Source organism: Exiguobacterium sp. H66, from assembly GCF_018618705.1.
In the GTDB taxonomy this organism is placed as follows: Bacteria; Bacillota; Bacilli; order Exiguobacteriales; family Exiguobacteriaceae; genus Exiguobacterium_A; species Exiguobacterium_A oxidotolerans.
Genome location: NZ_JACSMQ010000001.1, coordinates 399,503 through 419,959 on the forward strand (window position 1 = coordinate 399,503; position 20,457 = coordinate 419,959).

A 20,457-nucleotide genomic window follows, 5' to 3' on the forward strand; every position below is an offset into this window, starting at 1 on the left:
AATGCTCCTCTCAACTTTCCTTCATTTTTTCAACAATCCGTAACTTAGCAGAACGTGAACGACGGTTATCATCAAGCTCATCATTTCCTGCTGTAATCGGCTTACGTGTGACGAGGCGAAGTTCTGGTTCAAACTCTTTTGGAATCATCGGCAATCCTTGTGGAAGCTCGGGTAACGATGATTTTTCTTTAAATGCTAGTTTACACATGCGGTCTTCAAGTGAATGGAACGTGATGACACAAAGACGACCCCCAACAGCCAGCAAATCAATCGCCTGATACACCGCTCGATCGAAGACATTCAATTCATCATTGACAGCAATCCGAATCGCTTGGAACGTCCGCTTTGCCGGATGCCCACCCTTTCGACGGGCAGGCGCTGGAATCGCGTCCTTGATGAGTTCGACCAGTTCGAACGTCGTCGTGATTGGACCTTCTTCACGTGCCTTTTCAATTTTCCGTGCAATCTGCTTCGAAAATTTTTCTTCTCCGTATGTAAAGAAAATCCGAACGAGATCATTATATGGCCAGTCGTTAACGACTTCATATGCCGATAACGATGACGTTTGATCCATTCGCATATCGAGACGCGCATCAAAGTTATAACTAAAACCACGTTCCCCTTCATCCAGCTGGGGCGAGGATACACCGAGATCAAACAAAATACCATCTACTTTAGTTACACCTAACTCATTTAGCTTTTCTTGCAAGTGAACGAAGTTACTCTTAATCAGCGTAAAGCGACCGGCATACGCTGCGAGACGTTCTTCCGCATGGGCAAGCGCGACGTCATCTTGATCAAATGCATAGAGATGACCTGTCGTCAATTGCTTCACGATTTCTTCACTGTGTCCTGCTCCACCTAATGTACAATCTACATATACTCCATCAGGTTTAATATCTAGCCCTTTAATGGACTCCCATTTTAATACCGTTTCATGTTCAAACATGCCCTGCCTCACCTTTCAGTGTCCAAGATGGACGTTACTCTTTTTCAATGTATCACATTCCTTATTTAAAACGTTACGAAAATGAGACAGTTTTCTTGATTTATTTCACTTTTAGGTATCTTTCGCTAAAAAAACAAAAAAACCTGCTCATTTCAGCAGGTTTAAAGCAAAATTTCCAATTGTTCAGCATCTGTCTGCTCATATTGTACACGCAGGTTTTGAATTAAATCTAAACCGTAGCGATTGAGCCATGGCAAGATGGAGTGCATGCGCTCTTGAGGCGCTCCATTCGGAAGAAGTTGATACTGGAGTGAGCGTTTTGTTCGCATGAGGCGATCGTAATTCCGCCGCTCTTGCGTAACGACCGTATCGATTGCGAGTTGAATTTGTTTATTCAGCTTTTTCGTCGCTGATAAATTTTTAGAAGTTGCCCGCTCGACCTGTTCAATTTCTTGAATGAGTGCAGTACCTAAAATATGCGACGGATGCAACTGACTATTTATCTTCGTCGTATCGAACGGTTCAATCGCTACACCATGCGATAGTACTTGTTCTAGCGACAAGTCATACCGGCGAAGCAGCTTTTCGTCCCGCGCTCGTAACACGACGGCGCCCATTCGTGGAATGAGCAGCGGCATCGTCCAATCAAAGTGATGGAACAATGGTCGAAGACGTGTCCAGTAGGCAATCTCACCAGGTCCTCCGATATAGGCGAGGGTCGGGAACAGATAATCCTGCATCAACGGTCGTGTGACGACACTATTCGAAAAACGCTCAGGACTTGCATACAGCAACGCCAGTAACTCAAGTTCCGTGTAAGTCTTCCCCTGCTTCGTTACAAAGTCTTCTCCCGGGTACAATAAATCCCGTCCGATGTCCTCGACGAACAGATGCGCTGCTTCTTCATTCAAGAAGGTATCCGGTAAGTCCGTCGTTTGCTGAATCCCGGTCGACAACGCTTGACGAATTTCTTTGTTGTCTTGAATCAACTGCTCAAAGAATGGAATTTCGAGTTCGCGTACTGCTTTTGCATCGGCATCAAAAAAGATGACATCATGATTCACTAATTCTCCGAGTAGCGCTGAGAAAAAACCGCCATATGTCGTTTCTTGATCAATCAACCGCTCCACCAGCGAAACAAGTTCCTTTGTATGTTGTGTTTCTTGGTCGACGCTCAAGGCTTGGCGTAAGACTTGTTTGACCGCTTTTTGATCGAGCGTCATCCGACTAACGGAACGCTGAATCGTATCTTGCGGTGAAACCGTCAATTTTCGCGGTTGATATTCTGCCGTCGGTGCATAGATATGATTGATTTCATCAAAATCATGATCTTCGGTCGCGAGCCAAAAGATCGGAACAACCGGTAACCCCAATTGATTTTCCGCTTGCTTCGCGACCTTTAGACAGGTTAACAGTTTGTAAATGGCATATAAAGGCCCCCCGAAGATACCGGTTTGCTGCCCAGTAATGACGACTTGTGCCTCACCCGTCCGCAACCGTTCGAGACGCTGTCGAATCGTCCCAGTCATCTGCGGATTTTGACGAATCAACTCGTCGACGAGTGGACTGAGATGAGGATACTGACGCTCTCGAAGACGTTGGCTCCGCGCTTGCATCCCTTCTTCTCCGATGTGGTCTACATATTTAGAAAAGTCTTCACCCGTCGCTCTATGCATCAACGAGTTGTCTTCATATAAGGCTTGAAATGATTGTACCTTCAAACAAAATCCCTTCTTTCTAACTTGATCAACCAATCATTAGTTGACGAATTCCAATTCCAAACAGTATGAGATGTACAGGAAGGGCAATCAAGACGATGATTCGCCAACTATGTCGAATCATTTGGACATAATCGATGTCGACTTGTCGAATCCGTTGCCATAACGCATTTAATGCAAACACTGACAATACTGCAATCAACAACCAACCCACGTAGTTATGCCCCGTCAATGCGATTAACGAAACATGAATCGCATACAATACGATGAACGTCCCGAGATCAAGCGCGACCCGGACGGCCTTGGCATGCGTCCGAAACAACAACAGAAATAATAAGTAAAGGACAATTAAACTGAACAGTGGAAAGATGATAAAAACCGTCACAACGAATCCCCCTCTTGTTCTCGATGCTTAATTTCCTGAAAATAATAAGCTAACAACGGTGTCGGTTGCGTCGCCTGCTTTAGCACATACCCAACGATTGGATCGATTTCCGTCATTCGTCCTTGCTCCACATCCCGTAACATCGACGAGCGATTGAGACGCGTACGCTTTAAAATCTGTTCGATCTCATCATACGTAATCGGGTGGTTCGGGAAGACACTACACACTTCGGCAAAGACGGCACGTGCTTTCGATGCATACGGTTCATCGAGTAATCGTCCATTTTCAACCCCATAATAGGCTGTCAATGGATTGATGACAGCATTCATGAATAATTTCGTCACCATGACTGCTTCAATATTCGTTACGTGCTCAAACTGCAACGCATCTCGCTTCAGCATCGACAGGACATGATTCCCATATCGAATGCGCCCTTTTCCCGTATGACGGATTTCGTAAGGACCCGTCTTCATCGCGCCATGCTCAACGACCCCGAAAATTGCTTGCGGCAGAGCACGTGCTGCATCAAGATGTCCCATTCCGTTTTGTAAAAAAACGACTGGATTTTTCTCGTGTTCTAGATAAGGAATCACACTTTTTATATCATACGACTTTGTCGTAACGAACACCAAGTCTTGTGACTCGAAATGCGCAATCGGTCGAACCTTTACGGTCGGACTCCATTGATCGTCTCGCAGGATTCGCTTTGTCCCGTCACCTAACTGTCTCGTATATAACGTAATTTGATGGTGCTCTGCTAAGTAGGAAGCAAGTAATAACCCAACAGCACCGGCTCCGATGATCCCTATTCTGCTCATCGTCGAATCACTCCTTTATATATCAAAAAAACGACCTGTAAAACCGATTTTCTCGATTTTACAGGTCGTCTTTATACCGATCATTCAGCTTACTTGCTGACGATTTCTTTACCTTTGTACGAGCCACATGCTTTACAAACACGGTGTGAAAGTTTCATTTCACCACAGTTTGGGCACTCGACCATACCTGGTACACGGAGTTTGAAATGAGTACGGCGAAGACGTTTGCGTGTTTTCGACGTTCTGCGGAATGGTACTGCCATCGTTGTCCACCTCCTTGAAAAAATACACTCGTCTTTATCAAAAAATTAGGAATCCTGATCTTTTTTAAAGAACTGAGCGAGACCCGCAAGTCGCGGATCAATTTTTGGTTCAGCTTCTTCTGGAGATTCTTCTGAAAGAACCGTCCAACCTTCCCCTTGAACCAACTGATTTTCTTCATCATCCCCATGCACTTGCACTGGCACATGAAGTAAAATCAATTCTTGCACGAGTGGTCGAAGATCGACCGTATTCCCATTCGGTAAATTGATATCGTCCGAATCAACCGGAGCAGCATCAACTTCGAGCAGGAACGACTCGATGGATTCAATCTCGAACGGGTACGCGACGTCATTTAGCGTCCGGGCATCCGGAAGCGTCATTTCGCCAGTAATCCGGAGATTGAATATTAATTGATTCGATGTAAACGATGCATTTGCACGAATGTGCACAGGTTGCACCGCCCGGATATCCGGATGGAGGGCGATGAGCTCAGGAAGCTCGATCGTCTCGTTAACCTGAAGTTGACCCAGATTGCGCAATTTATTCAATTGCATCAGGGACCATTTCATCCGAATCACCTCAATTGCAACAATATGAATTATAGAGAGGACATCTTGTTTTGTCAATGTTTTTTCTTTACACTGAAATCGCTAGAGAACGAACACTTTCGGACGTCTTCATCCATATTACCGCACTTAATTCCGTTTGCAAAGGAGAAAGTTTCATGAAGATGACAGCAATTATTTCAGAGTACAATCCGTTTCATAACGGACACCTCTATCAAGCCAAAATCGCACGCGAGGAAACCGATGCCGATTTGATCGTCGCCATCATGAGCGGAACGTTCATGCAACGCGGGGAACCTGCTTTTAGTGACAAGTGGACACGTGCACGAGCGGCCGTCGCAAGCGGCGAAATCGACCTTGTCTTAGAACTTCCGTTTTATTTTTCCGTCCAACGCGCCGACCGTTTTGCGCAAGGAGGCGTCACGATCGCCGAAACGATCGGCGCTACGTCTTTGTCATTCGGGAGTGAATGTGGAGACATCACCCCTTTCCTTTTAGCAGCATCTGAAAAAAATGAAGAGACTCCTGCGTACCAGCGACTCGTCAAAGAAGGCTTATCAAACGGATTATCTTCCGCGATGGCAGCGAGCCAGGCATTCCGCGCATTGACGACGACGCTCGACTTGACGACGCCGAATAACACACTCGGTTATTATTATGCCCGTGCTGCATCAAACATCTCCTTACATACGACAAAGCGTATCGGAAGTGGCTACCACGACCTGTCAGTCGGCGATATCATGAGCGCGACAGCAATCCGTGCCCACTACGATGAAACGCACCAATTGACAGGACTTCCAAAAGAAAGCGCTAGCGTACTCCAAGGGGCGACTTTTGCTTCGTTTGATCTCTACTATCCCTTTATCCGGAACCGGCTTCTATCGACGCCCCTAGGCGTTCTCATGCAATTTAACGGCATTGATACGTCACTGGCACCTCGTCTCGTCGAAGGCGCCCGCTACAGCTCGACTTTCGACGACTTCATGACTTTCGTCAAAACACGCCGCTATACGCGGACAAGTTTACAGCGCACACTCATTTATTTACTGACCTCGACGATGACAGAGGAAATCGATTCGGTTGCATTTGACCAAATCGATTACGTGCGACCACTTGCCTTTAATGACAAAGGACGACAAGCGCTCCGGCAAATCAAGCAACACATTCGAGTCATCAGCACATTTGAGGCGCACCCTTGGCTCATAAAAGAGAGCCAAGTTACGGCAGCGTATACCGTTCCCTTGGCTCGGTATAACCAACTAGAGGAACATCGTCGGTTTGCTCATTTTTCTGGTAACTTTTCTAAATAATCGAGTGCATCCTCAACTGTTTTGATCGGGACGAGTTTCATTTTCGTCCCGAGTTTTTTGATGGATGGTTTTGCTTCTTCATAATTCGAACCGGCTGGGACGAACATGATTTCCGCTTCCGCTTCGTCTGCTGCGACGACTTTTTGCCAAGCTCCACCAATCGGTCCTACTTTCCCACCCTCTTCAATCGTTCCAGTACCAGCAATCGTATGTCCCTTCGCTAAATCACCATCTGTCAATTGATCATAAATCTCAAGCGTGAACATCATCCCGGCCGAAGGCCCACCAACATTTTCTAAGTTAAACTCGACTTTCGGATCCGTCTGCACGTCTGACATCGGAAGCGGTTCATAGATACCGAGTCCGACCTGCTCTGAGTTCTTCGCTAGTTTCCCGACCTTGATCGTCGTTGTTTTCGTTTTTTTGTCCCGTTCGAATGTCACTTTCACATCTGTCCCTGCTTTTTTCGAACTGATTGTCTGCATAAAGCTGCTCATTGATTTTAACGGTGCTCCATCAACGGCAACAATCTGGTCCCCGGCACGTAACTTCCCGTCAGCAGGACCGCCAGAAATAATGCCAGAGACATAAACGCCTTCAAAGTCGACCTCGACTTCTTTATCAGCCAGTTCATATCCTTCAATCATTGCATTATGTTGCGCTTCTTCCATGTAAAGTTGTTGTCTGTTCTCGTATTGTGCGTCAGATTCACCGTCATATAAATAGTCACTTACATCCGATGTTTCAGAAAAAGGTAAAAATAAACTCTCGACTAGAAAATACGGTGTCGCCCGCCGTTGCGCAACGGTCAACATCATTAGATCGCCCGGTTCTTTTTCCGCACCCGATACGTCAATGATTTGTTCTGTCGATGTTGCGTCTCCAGGATACGAGATGAAATAGGGCAATGGAACAAAGAAGACGATCATCGCCGCGACGATGGCAGCGAGCGCAGGTTTCCATGCTTTCATTTCAATTCTCCTTTCGCATACTTTTGACGTAACGCTTCTTCGACGGGCGGTGGCACAAGCCCGGCAACGGAAGCACCATACTTTGCAGCTTCTTTGACGATTGAGGAACTGAGGAACGAATATTGGTTACTCGTCATCATGAACAAGGTTTCAATCTGGTCATTCATCTTCTTATTGATTGAGGCCACCTGCATCTCATATTCAAAGTCGGATACAGCACGTAGCCCACGTACGATTGCCGTCGCCCCTACTTCTGCTGCATAGTCGACAAGCAGACCGTTAAAAGAATCTACTTTGATATGCGGTAAGTGCTCCGTCACCTCAGAAATCAATTCCATACGTTCTTTAACCGAAAATAAAGGTTGCTTCGACGAGTTATTTAATACCGCGACGATGATTTCGTCGAAGATGGGTGCAGCACGCTCGATGATATCAAGATGACCGTTCGTGATCGGGTCAAAGCTCCCCGGACAGATGGCGATACGTTTCATACTTCTTCCTCCAGTTCGATAATTTCATATAATGTGATTGAGATGACCGTTGAGTACCGCATCCTTTTCACAACTTCAAGGCGACCAATCCGATCAGGTAATTCAATCTCTGACCCATGCTCACAGACGATGACGCCATTGTCCGTCAACATGTCGTGTTGCTCTATGTACGTGACATGTTCGACGAGTCGTTCCTTGGCATAGGGTGGATCGAGAAAGATTAGTTTAAATGGCGTTTCTGATGCGAGTTCCGTCAAAGCAACGGAGACATCTTTTTTTAGGACACGACTTCTCTCAGCCAATCGAGTCGTCATCAAGTTTTCTTTAATTGTCTGAACCGCTTTAAAGTGCTGATCGACGAATACCGCTTTTTCACATCCACGTGACAATGCCTCGATTCCAAGGCCACCGCTCCCCGCGAAGAGATCAAGTGCACGTCCCCCGTTAAAATAAGGTCCGATGACATTAAATAATGATTCTTTGACCTTATCGGTCGTCGGTCGTGTATTATCCCCCGGTACCGCTTTAATTTTAGTACCTTTTCGTTCCCCAGAAATGACTCGCATGACTTTTCCTTCCCTCCAAAAAAGAGCGACGAGGATGTCCTCATCGCTCCAACGTTTATACTTCTTCTTGCAGTTTACCTTTTTTATTTGCATATGTTTCGGTAATGAATGGTCGCTCCGAACGAAGAACGGAATCGACGAAAGGCAATGCAGCAATCGTTTCGACCGAACGTTCATACTGTTCCAAATCAACATATAAAAAAACATATTTTTCTCGCTTCGATGTAAAATAGACGTTTCCAAATCGGCGCAATTGACGCGATGCTTTCATCGCGTTGACATAGACGATCAGTCCAATTCGATCCTTAATCACAACACCGTTCCTCCCTTGTTCGGCATTAGCCGCTACAGCTACAACTACCTCCGGTCGAACATCCACCTGCACATCCTTGATCGAAGAATGGATTACCCGTCGGAACCTTAATTTGAGGTGACACTTCCCCGGCAAGTTTCAGACTAATTTGTCCGAGTAACGTCTCTAATTGTTTTTCTGCTTTTTTAAACGTCGCGACCTCTTCTTGCAGATCGAGCGCCCGCTTGACTTCATGTACTTTTTTCGTGATCGTTTGGTAATCTGGATGATATCGACCAAAACGTTGAACAAGCTCGTATTCTTCCTTGATTCGATTAAAATCCCGAATGACGTCTTGTGCTTGTGCTGAATTTGCGCGTGCTTGTTTGGCACTTATATATGCTTGACCTGTTTCGCTATGCAAAAGAGCGGATGTCAGTTCTTCCGCAGCGTTGATGAGGTCTATCGTTTTATCAGAATAAATCACAACGAATCTCCTCCTTGACTTCACCATCATATCATAACATTTATCTCGCTCCTAGCACGCTGAATTGTGTATACTTTGTTCAGAAGGAAGGAATGAATTGTATGCAATTTTTATCATTTAATATGTTTCGGACGATCGGGATTAAAACCGATCACGCGAAGTCAGACTACCATTTTGATTCGCTCGATAAAATCGCCAAAGCGGACGTCGTCTTGTTCCCCGAATATTGGCAGATCCACTCCATCATCTACGGAATGAAAAAACCGATTTTCCCGTCCGCCGCGACATTCCATCTCGGGCACGATAAAATCGAGATGACGCGTATTTTTAAAACCGTGATTCCGGACAATATTCCTCGGACCGGTATTTACGGAAAAAATGAATTCACCGTGAAGCGTGTCTTAGATGAATTTTCGTTCCCATTCGTCGCGAAGACTGTCCGCAGTTCGATGGGCCAAGGGGTTCACCTGATTAAGGATGAAATCGACTGGAAGAAGTATACCGATCACCATGAGACGTTTTACGTCCAAGAATATATCCCGAACGAAAAAGACCTTCGTGTCGTCGTCATCGGTGATCAAGTTCTTGCTGCCTACTGGCGCGTCGGCGGTGCGCAATTTTTAAACAACGTCGCCCAGGGTGGGGTCCTTGATTTCGAGAATATCCCGCAGGAGGCACTGGATTTCGTACTCGCACTCGCGAAACGGCTCGATATCGATCATGCCGGTTTTGATTTGATTTTCCGCGACGGAAAAATCTATATACTCGAGTTCAACGTTTTCTTTGGTGGAGAAGGCCTGAACCATCTAGGAATTCATGCACCGGATACGATTTTAGAATATGTCGAACGAAAATATAAGAGTTCATGAATTCTTCAAATTGACTTCACAACTTTTACTTTATCGAATCATTCATTATGGTATGATAGTTTGGAAAGACTAGTATCTACTAGCAAACTGGGGTATAGGGGGATTCAAACATGAAGTTTGAGAAATACGGCATCGAAGGCAAAGAAATTAAGTTTGGTTTACTTGAGACAATCATGGACCACCACCGTTTCGTCCGTGAAGGACAATGGGATTACGAACGTGCGATGTATGACATGAAGTACGAAAAACAATCAACAGGAGAGGTCTTCTATCTCCGGATTCCAGTTTATGCAATTCAAGGTGAAATCGAAGATCGCCACGCGATTGTTCGCATGATGACACCACTTCTCGGAAAACACTACTATCCACATGGTGTTGAGTATGATGAAGAGTTCCCACCTGAGATCGTTAAAGATTGTGAGCGTCGCTTGACAGGGTTACTCGAAACACTCGAAAAATAAGTTATATCCGACCGTTCCTGTTAAAAGGAGCGGTTTTTTTTCATCTAAAAATATTCTTCAGGCGATTCTTTGCGCTGCCGAGTCCATGTCTGATTGCTTTTTCAAGTCGACGAGTCACGAGAGACTTCAAGGCATTCTTCACGGAACAGTCGCTAAAAAGTTTGTCACAAAAAAAATCGTGTGTTGTGCGCTGGTCCCCGCTACTCCTTGTCCAGCCCTAAAAGTAATGGCCCCTTCCGTCAGACGTGGAAGGGGCCATTATATGTCTCATTTTGTGACCAGTTGGAGGTAGTCGACTACCCCGTCTCCGAGTTGTAAGCGGACTTGTTCTCGCAAACCCATATAGAGGGCAGGTAACTGTTGCACCGTTGCGGTAACCTTCAAGCTAAACGAAATCCCTTCCGTCGGCAAACGTTTAATCCGTGTACAAACGACACCAAATTCGATGACGGCACACAACAATAACTCTTCAATTGCTTGTACTGATACCGTCACTTCACCTTTATTCTGATATTCTTCAACCAAAATGATCACTCCTTCGCAAGTTGTTTGACGGATGTCATGACTTCCTCGAGATCGACCGGCTCGTCAGGTGTCTTCGCCATTGAAGATATCGCACGCACCTTATTGTCGCGATCGAGAATGAACATTTGTGTCCCGTGTGTGACAAGACCACTTTCTGCTTTTGAATAATAGAAGTTCAACTGGCGTGTCAGACGATCAATGACGACCTCATCCCCCGTTAAAACTTTCCAGCCTTCAGGATTCGCCTCGAAATTAGACGCATACTTCTTCAAGACCTTCGGCGTATCAACTTTAGGGTCGACCGTCACGGCGACAAGTTCGACATCGGATCCGTATAGATTTTCCGCCCGTAATTTTTTCTCGAGTTTCCGGTAGTCATTTAACGTCAAAGGACAAATGTCTGGACAATTCGAGTAGAAAAACGTCAATACTTTTACTTTACCATCTTCTGAATCGAATGTTTTCCCGTTGACGGCATTCGTTAATTCAAATGGTGTCGGTTCAGCAATCACAGGTAGCTTTTCTTTCATAAAGAAATAATAATACCCCCCTGCAGCGGCGACTAAAATCAAAACGACGGCGGCTACCGTCAAATAACTATTTTTTTTCAAAGCGAACCCCCCTTAATGATTCCAAATCGCACGAAATACATTTGTTGTTTCGCCCGGCTCATACACAACGTATAACAGGCAATAGACAAGGACTCCCGTGATTGCCGTCAAAAACCAAATGACCGATGCCTTTGGACCAATTTTACGGTGACGGGCAAAGTTTTGTTTATAGGCGTAGAACAAAGCGATTAAGCCTAAGATACCACCCGATGTGGCGAGTAAAATATGAAAGATTAAAAATCCTGTGTAGTACGGTTTAACCGTATCCGGTCCCCCGAAAGCAGTATTCCCGAGTAAGATCGTCCGAAGCGCGTACATGATGAAGAACAGTAACGCGAGCGCTGCCGCAATGTTCATCACGACTTTATGCGCCCCCATATTCCGGCGTGTCTGCGCGATCAAAAACCAACCGATTGCTACAAATATTGCACTGAGAACAATCAAAGAAACACAAATCAACGGCAAATAACTCATTTTCAGACTTCCTCCATTTACTTAATCCGCTTTTGGCGTGAAGGACATGCCTTCATCGACAGCAGTACTTTTTGATCGTCTCACCCACGTGAAGAAGGTCAAACCGAAGAAGATCCCGTAGACGAGTTCTTGTCCAAGTTTCATCAAGACGCCTCCGAACCGTTGATCTTCGAGTAAATCTTTTGTTGTCCCAAATAGGCGTTCCATGTTCAAGCCGCTCACATCATTATTCGGCAGACAGTAAGCCAAGACTTTCGCGAATGTCGCTGGGTCTTGATACGCATCGTATTGGAAGCTCTGACTGAAGATCATGAACGCACAAGCTGGTGTCAACAGCACGCCGTTCGCAACGATGTAGACCATCTTTTTCAAATCGGATAGACTATCCTCCTCATTGACAGGTGCGATGATTGGATACCACATCGTCATGCTGAGGAAGATTAATGTCCCGTGGAACAAACGGTGGACCGTATAGTTCGTCAAGACGTAATCAAAGATGAACGGCATATGGTAAAACGTAAACAAGGAATTGAACACGACGAGCGCAATCAATGGCAACGTGAAGAACCGTAATGCCTTCCCTAAGTACGGGACGCCGAACAATCGCTTAAATGCCCAACCCGGAATTGCTAGCATCAACAGTGGCGGCGCCACCATATAGACGAAAACCATTTGGAGCATGTGCGCAGAGAACGTAATATGCGCTAACACATCAAGCGGACTACCAAAGCCAATATAGTAGACGAATAAAGCCGCTAGCATCATGAACTTTTGAGCTAACGTCGTTTCTGCCTCGTCTGGTCGTCTAATTTTTTCAGTAATGAATGCATACAATACGTAAAGACCGATCAAGAGTAACGCGTAATACGGGCTCCACAAGACGGTCCAATCGAATTGCGATAAAGCACCCCTTAAATTGCCTAACATATTTCTCACCCCGTTCCTGTTTCCTACAAACTAAGATTACCGTTCCCCTATTTCATTGTAAAGGTTTCTCATAAAACGATTCCAAAATAAAAGACCATCCTGCTAAACGTTAGCAGAATGGTCACAATTTTTTACCAGATTAAAAGACGAAGTGTCGCGACGATTGTTAAGGCAACGAAGATACCGAGTCCCATCATGACTTTAATCCATGTGTTCCCTTTGTTATTCATATGCATGAACATATATAACTGAAGGTAGACTTGGACGATTGCCATGATGACGAGGAATCCACCTGCAGCCCAGTGTGGCATAAGCTCTGCCATCACTGCGCCGAAAGCGATCAACGTCAAGAAAATCATCAGTCCAAAACTGATCAATTGTAGCTGCATTTCGCGGCTACGATCAGCTTTCATTTCTAATTCTAACTGGTTACGTGTAACTTGTGGTTCGTGTTTTTCCATCTTATTTCACCATCCCCATGAGGTAGACGACTGAGAAGATAAAGACCCAGACGACATCAATGAAGTGCCAGTAAAGACTTGAAACATAGTACTTCGGTGCATTGACGACTGTGATGCCGCGTTTCCAGTTACGGATGAGCAATGTCGAAATCCAGAGAAGACCGAACAAGACGTGCGCTCCATGGAACCCGACAAGTGTGTAGAACGCCGAACCGAATGCGCTTGACGTAAACGTATGACCGATGTGGTAATAGTGATTAAACTCATAAATCTCACCAGCGAGGAATGCTAGACCGAGAGCGAGCGTAATAATGAGCCACATCTTCATTTTCGCAACGTCATTCCGTTTCATCGCCATCATCCCAAGAACACTTGTCAATGAACTCGTCAGAAGAAGCATCGTCATGATGAAGACGAGTTCCATCTCAAAGATGTCGTAACTCCGTAATCCTTCTTTTGCGCCTGAGTTGTGCAATCCGATGTATGTTCCGAAGAGAGAGGCGAACAATGTCGTCTCTCCTCCAAGGAAGAACCAGAAGGCTACATATTTATTCTTACCCTCAAGTGTTGCTTTTTCAACATGATCTGGAATACCAGTCACTGGGTTGTTTGGTACTGAATGATGACCCATCTTACTTCGCCTCCTTTTCAGCTTCAAGGCGTAGATCTTCTTCGATGACTGATTTCGGGATGTAGTATCCTTCATCGTCAATCCAAGAACGTAGGAACATCGCGAAGAGTGTCGTTGCAAGACCAATCAAGGCGATGACAAGACCGACAGTTCCGTAGTCAAGACGAAGAATGAATCCAAGACCTGCAAGGAACAAGCCGACTGACATGACGAATGGCAAAATCGTGTTATTCGGCATGTGGATATCGCCGACTTCTTCCGATACGGAAACTGTTTTATTTCCAGCCATTTTTTCGAGCCAGTACGTGTCGAGTCCTTTGACGAGTGGTGTTTGTGCAAAGTTGTACTCTGGAGTCGGAACAGGAAGCGTCCACTCAAGGGTACGACCGTCACCCCAAACATCGCGTTTCACATATTCTTTCGACATCAATGCCGCTGCAATTGAAACAACAAGAACGATTGTTGATACACCCATGAAGCCTGCACCAATCGATGATAGTAAGTTCATTGTTTCCCAGCCTTGGTTTGGTAAGTACGTGAAGACACGACGTGGCATACCTGTAAGACCAAGGATGTGTTGTGGGAAGAACGTCAAGTGGAAGCCGATGAAGAACAACCAGAATTGAATCTTGCCCCAGAATTCGTTGAGCTGTTTTCCGAACATCAATGGGAACCAATAGTAAAGACCCGCAAAGAGACCGAAGACGACCCCACCAACGATAACGTAGTGGAAGTGGGCAACAACGAAGTAGCTGTCGTGATACTGATAATCGGCAGGAGCAACTGAAAGCATGACCCCTGTCATACCACCCACAAGGAATGATGGGATGAATGCGACCGAATAAAGCATCGCAACCGGGAACGTCAATTTACCGCCCCAAAGTGTGAACAGCCAGTTGAAGATCTTCACACCGGTCGGTACAGCGATCGCCATCGTCGCAACAGCGAAGATTGCGTTTGCGACTGGTCCGAGACCCACTGTAAACATGTGGTGAACCCAAACCATGAATCCGAGGAAACCGATCAACATTGTCGCAAAGACCATCGTCGTGTAACCGAAGAGACGTTTACGTGCGAATGTAGGAATGATTTCAGAGAAAATACCAAATGCCGGTAAAATCAAGATATATACTTCCGGGTGCCCGAAGATCCAGAAGAGGTGTTCCCAAATGACGATGTTACCACCGGCTGCCGGGTCGAAGAAGTGAGCTCCGAAAAGACGTTCAAACGTCAAGAGGAACAAACCGACCGTAAGCGGAGGGAATGCGAAGACGATCAAAGCTGATGCAACGAACGCCGTCCATGTGAACAAAGGCATCCGCATCAGTTTCATACCTGGTGCGCGCATGTTCAAGATCGTAACGAGGAAGTTAATCCCCCCCATAAGTGTACCGAAACCAGAAATCTGTAACCCGAGTGCATAAAAATCAACACCGAGTGATTCCGGGACTGTTGAGAGTGGTGCGTAAGCTGTCCATCCTGCGTTCGGTGCTGCGCCGAAGAACCATGATAAGTTCAAGAGCACGCCACCAAAGAAGAACAACCAAAAACCAAGTGCGTTCAAAAACGGGAACGCAACGTCACGTGCTCCGATTTGAAGCGGTACCGCGGCGTTCATATAACCGATCAACATCGGCATCGCTGCCAGGAAGATCATCGTCGTACCGTGCATCGTGATCAACTGGTTAAATAACTCACCGCTGACGAAATCGTTCATCGGTTTAATCAATTGAAAACGAATCATTAAGGCTTCTACGCCACCGACCAGAAGGAAGAACAATCCGGACATGATGTAGAGAATCCCAATTTTTTTATGGTCGACTGTCGTTAGCCAGTCCATGATGCCGCTTTTTTTCTTCGGCATACCCATAGTATGTGTCCCCACTATGATTCCCCCTTAATTTTATTGGAGCTTTTTGTCCAATAGGTAGTCTGCAAGTTCACTCAATTCTTCATCGCTAATCTGATCTTCAGAGAAACCAGGCATTTTTGTCCCTTGTTTTTCTTTTTGCGGATCGCGAATCCAGTTTTCGAGGTTTTCTTTGTCGTGATCGAGGTATCCTGCGATACGTTGACGGTCACCAAAGTTCGTTAAGCTTGGCGCGACTTTCCCGCCACCGTGACAGCTGAGGCAGTTTTGAGCGTAAACTTGTTCGCCCGTCGTCCAATTTTTTTCATTTTTAGCATCGAGTTGTTTTGTTTCTGCTTCTTTTGCAGTTTTCATGTCTTTTAACCATGCATCATAATCATCTTGCTCGAGTGCGATGACTTTAAAGTCCATCAATGCGTGAGAAGGTCCGCAAAGCTCCGCACACTTACCGTAGTATGTGCCCGCTTCTTGTGCTTGTAACCACATCTCGTTATCGAGCCCTGGGTTTGTATCTGTTTTACCAGAAAGTGCCGGCACCCAGAATGAGTGAATGACGTCTTTAGAAGTCAAGTTGACAGCAACACGTTTTCCAACTGGGATGACAAGTTCTTGTCCTGTCGAAACACCTTTGTCTGGATATTCGAACTCCCACCAGTACAAGTTTGCCGTAACGTTGATCTGTTCGTTTTTCTTCGCTTCTTTTGCATCGGCTAATTCAACCGTCGTTTTGATTGTCGGTACAGCGAGAACAACCAAGAGAAGGATTGGAATAACTGTCCAAATGATTTCAAGCGTATGATTTCCTTCGACTTGTTTCGGAACTGTGTTATCTCCTGATTTACGACGGAATTTCATAAGTACGTAAACATAGATGACCGCTACGATCGCAAGGACGAACAACATCACCCATAAGCTGAGCTTGATGATCTCAAGTTGCATTTCTGCGCCTTCCCCGCGAGGCTGAAGCGCGGACAATTCCGGAATTCCACAACCTGATAACAATAATGCCATCAAACCGATCGGAAGAAGCCGGAAGAGCATTTTTCCTGATTTTTTCACAACCATCCCCACTTTCTTTTCCCCAATTTTTTTCTTTCGTAAATGGTGTACGTGAATATGTCAAATCGTTTTAGAGTGAAACGAGTACGACCGTCACGATCCAAGCTGTGAAGTAAAAGAGCGAGTAGAAGAACATTTTCGATGCCCATTTAATTTCAGCTTGTTTTTCTTTGATTTTGAGACCTTTCAGTCCCATGTAAAGCCAGTAACCGCTTAACGCTGCCATGACGATCGTGTAGACGATGCCATAGTGTGCCAAGAGTAGTGATGATGGGACTAAGACTGCAATCCACCATACAATTTGTCGTTTCGTGATGGCAAAACCATTAACGACCGGTAACATCGGAATACCTGCAGCACGGTACTCTTCCGTCCGTCTCATTGCGAGTGCAAGGAAGTGAGGCGGCTGCCAGACAAACATGATGAGAAATAAAATCCAGGCATCGATATGAAGTGCTGGAGTGACTGCCGCAAATCCAATGATCGGTGGCACTGCTCCTGAAATACCCCCTACGACCGTATTGATCGTATGCGTCCGTTTGAGCCACATCGTATAGATGACGACGTAAACGAATGATCCAATCAATCCGAACACTGCCGCGACATGGTTGACGATCAATAAAAGCACCGTTCCCGTTGCGAGTATTCCAAGTCCTAATGCCAAGATGCGCTGTCCATCCATCTTGCCGGTTACACTCGGTCTGCCCATCGTCCGTTCCATCTTATAATCGATGTCACGGTCAATGTAATTGTTGAGGTAACAACTTCCGGCAATGACCAGGCCACTTCCAAGAAGTGTCCACAATAATGTCAACTTCGTCTGCCACAGGTATAACAGGACATCATCGGTTAAATACGATGCTGCCACGACATATCCTGCGAAGACGGTGATGAGATTCGCGCGAACGATTCCCATCTTTGCTAGGGTGACATAGTCCTTGAACGTCGGTTGATCCGTTTGCTCGATCATGATGTCAAGCGTCTCCCCATTTACTTTCGCCATGTTGTTTCCTCCTTCTAACCGCCTGTATCCTCTCTGCACGCATGAGACACGTATTTTCTTCACAGAAATAACACAGACACGCCACGAAACGTCCTTTTCTCTATAAAAGATACCACATATTCAGGGTCGTGACGCATGAAAATACTTTCGACATAATGAACAAAATGTGAAATCTATGTGATTAACCTCACAGTTCACCATATTTACCTAATATTAGAATAGCGTTCTTCTAAAAGATTGCAAGCGTTTCGATATTTTTTATGCGATACTATTGCTATGCGCATGACTGTATATTGTATATTTTAGAAAGGTGGTGTCCGTGTCTTGAATCGAAAGCTTTCGATTTTTTCGGCATTCGTCACATTCACGATGATGATCGTATTGTTGATGGGGGGCACAGTCACAAAGACTGATTCAGGGAACGGCTGTGGAACAGACTGGCCACTCTGTCACGGAGAGCTCATTCCGACTAACCCTAGTGTAGAAACGATGATTGAATACAGCCACCGCGCCGTAACCGGTGTCGTCGGACTATTAATCATCGCATTATGTTTATGGACACTCGTCGCTTTCAAAGAGCGTCTCGATACGAAGATTTTTGCCTTTCTTGCTTTTATCTTCATGTTGATTCAATCCATCGTTGGAGCAGGTGCTGTTGTTTGGCAACAGTCTGACCTCGTCATGGCGCTCCATTTCGGGATTTCGCTTATCTCCTTCGCTTCTTTGCTCATTTTGACGCTATTAATCATGGAACGTCCAGGACGAGAATTCAGGGAAACGGTCCCAGCATTCTTACGTAAACTCCTGTACGGCCTACTGATTTACACACTGATCGTCGTCTATACGGGCGCATATGTCCGTCATGTCGGCGCAACGTATGCCTGTGTCGGTTGGCCCGTCTGTTCGCAACCAACGATGACATACGAGTCATGGGTCCAGATGATTCATCGCATTATGGCTGGCTTATTATTCTTCTATACGTTATATGTGCACTTCGTCGCGATTCGCTTAAAGCATCGGACGACACAAAAAGGGATGGCGTTTGCTACGTTCTTCATCAGTTGCCAAGTTGCGACAGGTGCCTGGATCGTTTTAGGCGGACACGCGACTTACGTTCCACTTTTACACGCGTTCTTGATTACATGTTACTTTGGTGTACTGTCTTACATGACGTATCACGCGTTCCGGACAAGACAAGATCGTTAAGCATATTAGACAAGTCAAAAAAAAGATGGAGCATCACTTCACTGTGATGCTCCATCTTTTTTATGTCGGTACCGCGTTCGTAGTTTATTACTTTTTAAAGCGAGCAATCGCCCGTTTACGTGCCATATCATGCTCAACGATTGGTTTTGGGTAATCATAGTCTTCACGTTGCTGGTCTGTTGGTTCATGAATGAATTTATTTGGCAAGTCCTTAATCTCTGGTACATATCGACGAATGAAGTCACCAGACGCATCAAATTTTTTCGATTGGGTCGTTGGATTAAAGACACGGAAGTATGGTACGGCGTCTGTTCCGACAGATGCTGCCCACTGCCATCCCCCGATGTTCGAAGCCGCTTCATAGTCGACTAACTTCTTCTGAAAATATTGTTCACCCTTTTGCCAATCGACTAACAAATCTTTTGTTAAAAAGGAGGCAACAATCATCCGGAGCCGGTTATGCATCCAGCCCGTTGTGTTCAGCTGACGCATCGCCGCATCAACGATGGGATAACCTGTCTCACCTTTTTTCCACGCGTCAAACCCCGTCTCGTCGTCTTCCCATTGAATGTCATTATACTGCTCGTTTACCGGTAGACGTTTTGACTCTGGATAGTGCATCAAAATCGTGTAGTAAAATTCACGCCAAATTAATTCCGTCAAATAGGTTTGTTTTCCTTTTGAAGCAGCTGCTTGCTCAACCTGCGTATAAATGGTCCGAATGCTGATTTCTCCCGTCCGCAGGTAACGTGACATCAGACTCGTTCCGTCGATTGACGGGATATCCCGATTTTCTTCGTACTGTTCGAGTCCGCTCGAGATGAATTGATGTAAACGGTTCTGCGCATTTTCTTCACCCACCTGAAAATCAACCTCGGATTGAGCCTGTTTAAAGTACTCCTCAATGAACGAGTTGTCATTTTGGTGTTTTTTATACTGGGCTTGCAGACGTTCGAGATTTACTTGGACTGGTTCTGGAAGATCTTTTTTTAAGAACGCATTTTTATATGGTGTGAACACTTTATAATAGCCACCATCATTTTTCTTGACCGCATGCGGATGCAACAAGTGACGATCGAGTACACGATCCGTCTGTTGACGCTGACGCTTTTTAATAATCGCATCATCGCGCGTTTTAAACGGTTCGACGTATTCGGCGTTAAAAATTAAATGGTCTGCCATAGCTGTTTCCTCTAAGAACTTCGCTTCGTCCCCTTCAATAAAACGAATCGGCAAGCCCTTTGTTTTACAGTTATCCGAAAAGTGCTCCAGCGCTTGAAAGAAATACTGTTGTCTCGCTTCGTACGAACCGATATAGTCCGGGTTAAGCCAAAAAACAAATTCCACGGTCGCTTGATCGTCCTGCTCGAGGTATTCTACCGCTTTCGCCAACATTTGATTATCCTGAAGTCGAAAGTCACTTCTAATCCAACAGATGATATTCATTCCTAGCTCCTCCTCCGATAATACTGCTTAAAAAGAAAAACAGGCTAGCCGCCATGCGTCTGCCTGTTTTTCATCGATTCTATTTTAAAGTTATCGA

General features: G+C 45.5%; 25 protein-coding genes. 4 read left to right on the forward strand and 21 right to left on the reverse strand.

Going from position 1 to position 20,457, the window contains the following annotated elements; all coding sequences use genetic code 11:
- Positions 1-10: 10 nt before the first annotated feature.
- The 6 genes from rsmH to KNP88_RS02075 all read right to left on the reverse strand — a co-directional run bounded on the left by rsmH (position 11) and on the right by KNP88_RS02075 (position 4,703).
- Positions 11-949, reverse strand: coding sequence for a 16S rRNA (cytosine(1402)-N(4))-methyltransferase RsmH (gene rsmH, locus KNP88_RS02050; protein ID WP_029330916.1), 939 nt, complete (start codon positions 947-949; stop codon positions 11-13).
- Between the two features lie 161 nt (positions 950-1,110).
- Positions 1,111-2,670 carry a bacillithiol biosynthesis cysteine-adding enzyme BshC gene (bshC, locus tag KNP88_RS02055; protein ID WP_214892111.1) on the reverse strand — a complete coding sequence of 520 codons (1,560 nt, stop codon included), beginning with the start codon at positions 2,668-2,670 and terminating at the stop codon, positions 1,111-1,113.
- Positions 2,671-2,695: 25 nt separating this feature from the next.
- Positions 2,696-3,052 carry a DUF3397 family protein gene (locus tag KNP88_RS02060; RefSeq protein WP_088837438.1) on the reverse strand — a complete coding sequence of 119 codons (357 nt, stop codon included), beginning with the start codon at positions 3,050-3,052 and terminating at the stop codon, positions 2,696-2,698.
- Complete coding sequence (locus KNP88_RS02065) at positions 3,049-3,870, reverse strand: ketopantoate reductase family protein (RefSeq protein WP_214892113.1); 822 nt, start codon at positions 3,868-3,870, stop codon at positions 3,049-3,051. Before KNP88_RS02065 ends, KNP88_RS02060 begins: the two co-directional genes overlap by 4 nt.
- 89 nt (positions 3,871-3,959) lie before the next feature.
- A complete protein-coding gene (rpmF, locus tag KNP88_RS02070; protein ID WP_012370841.1) occupies positions 3,960-4,133 on the reverse strand; it encodes a 50S ribosomal protein L32 in 174 nt (57 codons plus the stop codon).
- A gap of 45 nt (positions 4,134-4,178) precedes the next feature.
- Positions 4,179-4,703, reverse strand: coding sequence for a YceD family protein (locus KNP88_RS02075; RefSeq protein WP_088837440.1), 525 nt, complete (start codon positions 4,701-4,703; stop codon positions 4,179-4,181).
- Between the two features lie 155 nt (positions 4,704-4,858).
- Here KNP88_RS02075 and KNP88_RS02080 point away from each other — a divergent pair, with 155 nt between their 5' ends.
- On the forward strand, positions 4,859-6,010 hold the full coding sequence (locus tag KNP88_RS02080; RefSeq protein ID WP_214892115.1) for a tRNA(Met) cytidine acetate ligase: 1,152 nt from the start codon (positions 4,859-4,861) through the stop codon (positions 6,008-6,010).
- On the opposite strand, the gene KNP88_RS02085 is transcribed toward KNP88_RS02080, so the two are convergent.
- Genes KNP88_RS02085 through KNP88_RS02105 form a run of 5 tightly spaced genes read right to left on the reverse strand, consistent with a single transcriptional unit; the run spans position 5,983 to position 8,817 of the window.
- Complete coding sequence (locus KNP88_RS02085; protein WP_214892117.1) at positions 5,983-6,981, reverse strand: SepM family pheromone-processing serine protease; 999 nt, start codon at positions 6,979-6,981, stop codon at positions 5,983-5,985. The two genes, KNP88_RS02080 and KNP88_RS02085, sit on opposite strands and share 28 nt — an antisense overlap.
- On the reverse strand, positions 6,978-7,472 hold the full coding sequence (gene coaD / locus KNP88_RS02090) for a pantetheine-phosphate adenylyltransferase (RefSeq protein ID WP_088837443.1): 495 nt from the start codon (positions 7,470-7,472) through the stop codon (positions 6,978-6,980). The genes KNP88_RS02085 and coaD overlap by 4 nt, the downstream gene beginning before the upstream one ends.
- On the reverse strand, positions 7,469-8,038 hold the full coding sequence (rsmD, locus tag KNP88_RS02095) for a 16S rRNA (guanine(966)-N(2))-methyltransferase RsmD (RefSeq protein ID WP_214892119.1): 570 nt from the start codon (positions 8,036-8,038) through the stop codon (positions 7,469-7,471). The genes coaD and rsmD overlap by 4 nt, the downstream gene beginning before the upstream one ends.
- 55 nt (positions 8,039-8,093) lie before the next feature.
- The gene (locus tag KNP88_RS02100) at positions 8,094-8,351 is read right to left on the reverse strand and encodes a YlbG family protein (protein WP_088837445.1); all 258 of its coding nucleotides are present in this window, start codon (positions 8,349-8,351) and stop codon (positions 8,094-8,096) included.
- A gap of 25 nt (positions 8,352-8,376) precedes the next feature.
- Entirely contained in the window at positions 8,377-8,817 is a 441-nt protein-coding gene (locus KNP88_RS02105) for a YlbF/YmcA family competence regulator (protein WP_029330926.1), read from the reverse strand.
- A 101-nt stretch (positions 8,818-8,918) separates the two neighbouring features.
- Between KNP88_RS02105 and KNP88_RS02110 the strand changes: the two genes are divergently transcribed.
- Complete coding sequence (locus KNP88_RS02110) at positions 8,919-9,686, forward strand: ATP-grasp domain-containing protein (protein ID WP_251132575.1); 768 nt, start codon at positions 8,919-8,921, stop codon at positions 9,684-9,686.
- Between the two features lie 110 nt (positions 9,687-9,796).
- Positions 9,797-10,147, forward strand: coding sequence for a YugN family protein (locus KNP88_RS02115; RefSeq protein ID WP_029330928.1), 351 nt, complete (start codon positions 9,797-9,799; stop codon positions 10,145-10,147).
- A 267-nt stretch (positions 10,148-10,414) separates the two neighbouring features.
- On the opposite strand, the gene KNP88_RS02120 is transcribed toward KNP88_RS02115, so the two are convergent.
- The 9 genes from KNP88_RS02120 to cyoE all read right to left on the reverse strand — a co-directional run bounded on the left by KNP88_RS02120 (position 10,415) and on the right by cyoE (position 17,708).
- Positions 10,415-10,672 carry a hypothetical protein gene (locus tag KNP88_RS02120; RefSeq protein ID WP_088837447.1) on the reverse strand — a complete coding sequence of 86 codons (258 nt, stop codon included), beginning with the start codon at positions 10,670-10,672 and terminating at the stop codon, positions 10,415-10,417.
- Positions 10,673-10,677: 5 nt separating this feature from the next.
- Positions 10,678-11,283, reverse strand: coding sequence for an SCO family protein (locus KNP88_RS02125; RefSeq protein ID WP_088837448.1), 606 nt, complete (start codon positions 11,281-11,283; stop codon positions 10,678-10,680).
- A 12-nt stretch (positions 11,284-11,295) separates the two neighbouring features.
- On the reverse strand, positions 11,296-11,757 hold the full coding sequence (locus KNP88_RS02130; protein ID WP_029330931.1) for a DUF420 domain-containing protein: 462 nt from the start codon (positions 11,755-11,757) through the stop codon (positions 11,296-11,298).
- Between the two features lie 21 nt (positions 11,758-11,778).
- Positions 11,779-12,684, reverse strand: a complete 906-nt coding sequence (ctaG, locus tag KNP88_RS02135; protein WP_088837449.1) for a cytochrome c oxidase assembly factor CtaG — start codon at positions 12,682-12,684, stop codon at positions 11,779-11,781.
- Positions 12,685-12,815: 131 nt separating this feature from the next.
- Positions 12,816-13,145 carry a cytochrome C oxidase subunit IV family protein gene (locus tag KNP88_RS02140; RefSeq protein WP_088837450.1) on the reverse strand — a complete coding sequence of 110 codons (330 nt, stop codon included), beginning with the start codon at positions 13,143-13,145 and terminating at the stop codon, positions 12,816-12,818.
- 1 nt (position 13,146) lies between these two features.
- Positions 13,147-13,776, reverse strand: a complete 630-nt coding sequence (locus KNP88_RS02145) for a cytochrome (ubi)quinol oxidase subunit III (RefSeq protein WP_088837451.1) — start codon at positions 13,774-13,776, stop codon at positions 13,147-13,149.
- A gap of 1 nt (position 13,777) precedes the next feature.
- Complete coding sequence (gene ctaD, locus KNP88_RS02150; protein WP_201302332.1) at positions 13,778-15,646, reverse strand: cytochrome c oxidase subunit I; 1,869 nt, start codon at positions 15,644-15,646, stop codon at positions 13,778-13,780.
- 33 nt (positions 15,647-15,679) lie between these two features.
- Positions 15,680-16,711 (reverse strand): cytochrome c oxidase subunit II, encoded by a 1,032-nt coding sequence (gene coxB / locus KNP88_RS02155; protein WP_088837453.1) that lies wholly within the window; start codon positions 16,709-16,711, stop codon positions 15,680-15,682.
- 64 nt (positions 16,712-16,775) lie between these two features.
- Positions 16,776-17,708, reverse strand: coding sequence for a heme o synthase (cyoE, locus tag KNP88_RS02160; RefSeq protein ID WP_214892123.1), 933 nt, complete (start codon positions 17,706-17,708; stop codon positions 16,776-16,778).
- Between the two features lie 324 nt (positions 17,709-18,032).
- Here cyoE and KNP88_RS02165 point away from each other — a divergent pair, with 324 nt between their 5' ends.
- Positions 18,033-18,914 (forward strand): COX15/CtaA family protein, encoded by an 882-nt coding sequence (locus KNP88_RS02165; protein WP_029330938.1) that lies wholly within the window; start codon positions 18,033-18,035, stop codon positions 18,912-18,914.
- 87 nt (positions 18,915-19,001) lie between these two features.
- Here the strand turns inward: KNP88_RS02165 and KNP88_RS02170 are convergent, their stop codons facing one another.
- The gene (locus KNP88_RS02170; RefSeq protein WP_214892124.1) at positions 19,002-20,360 is read right to left on the reverse strand and encodes a cryptochrome/photolyase family protein; all 1,359 of its coding nucleotides are present in this window, start codon (positions 20,358-20,360) and stop codon (positions 19,002-19,004) included.
- Positions 20,361-20,457: the final 97 nt, after the last annotated feature.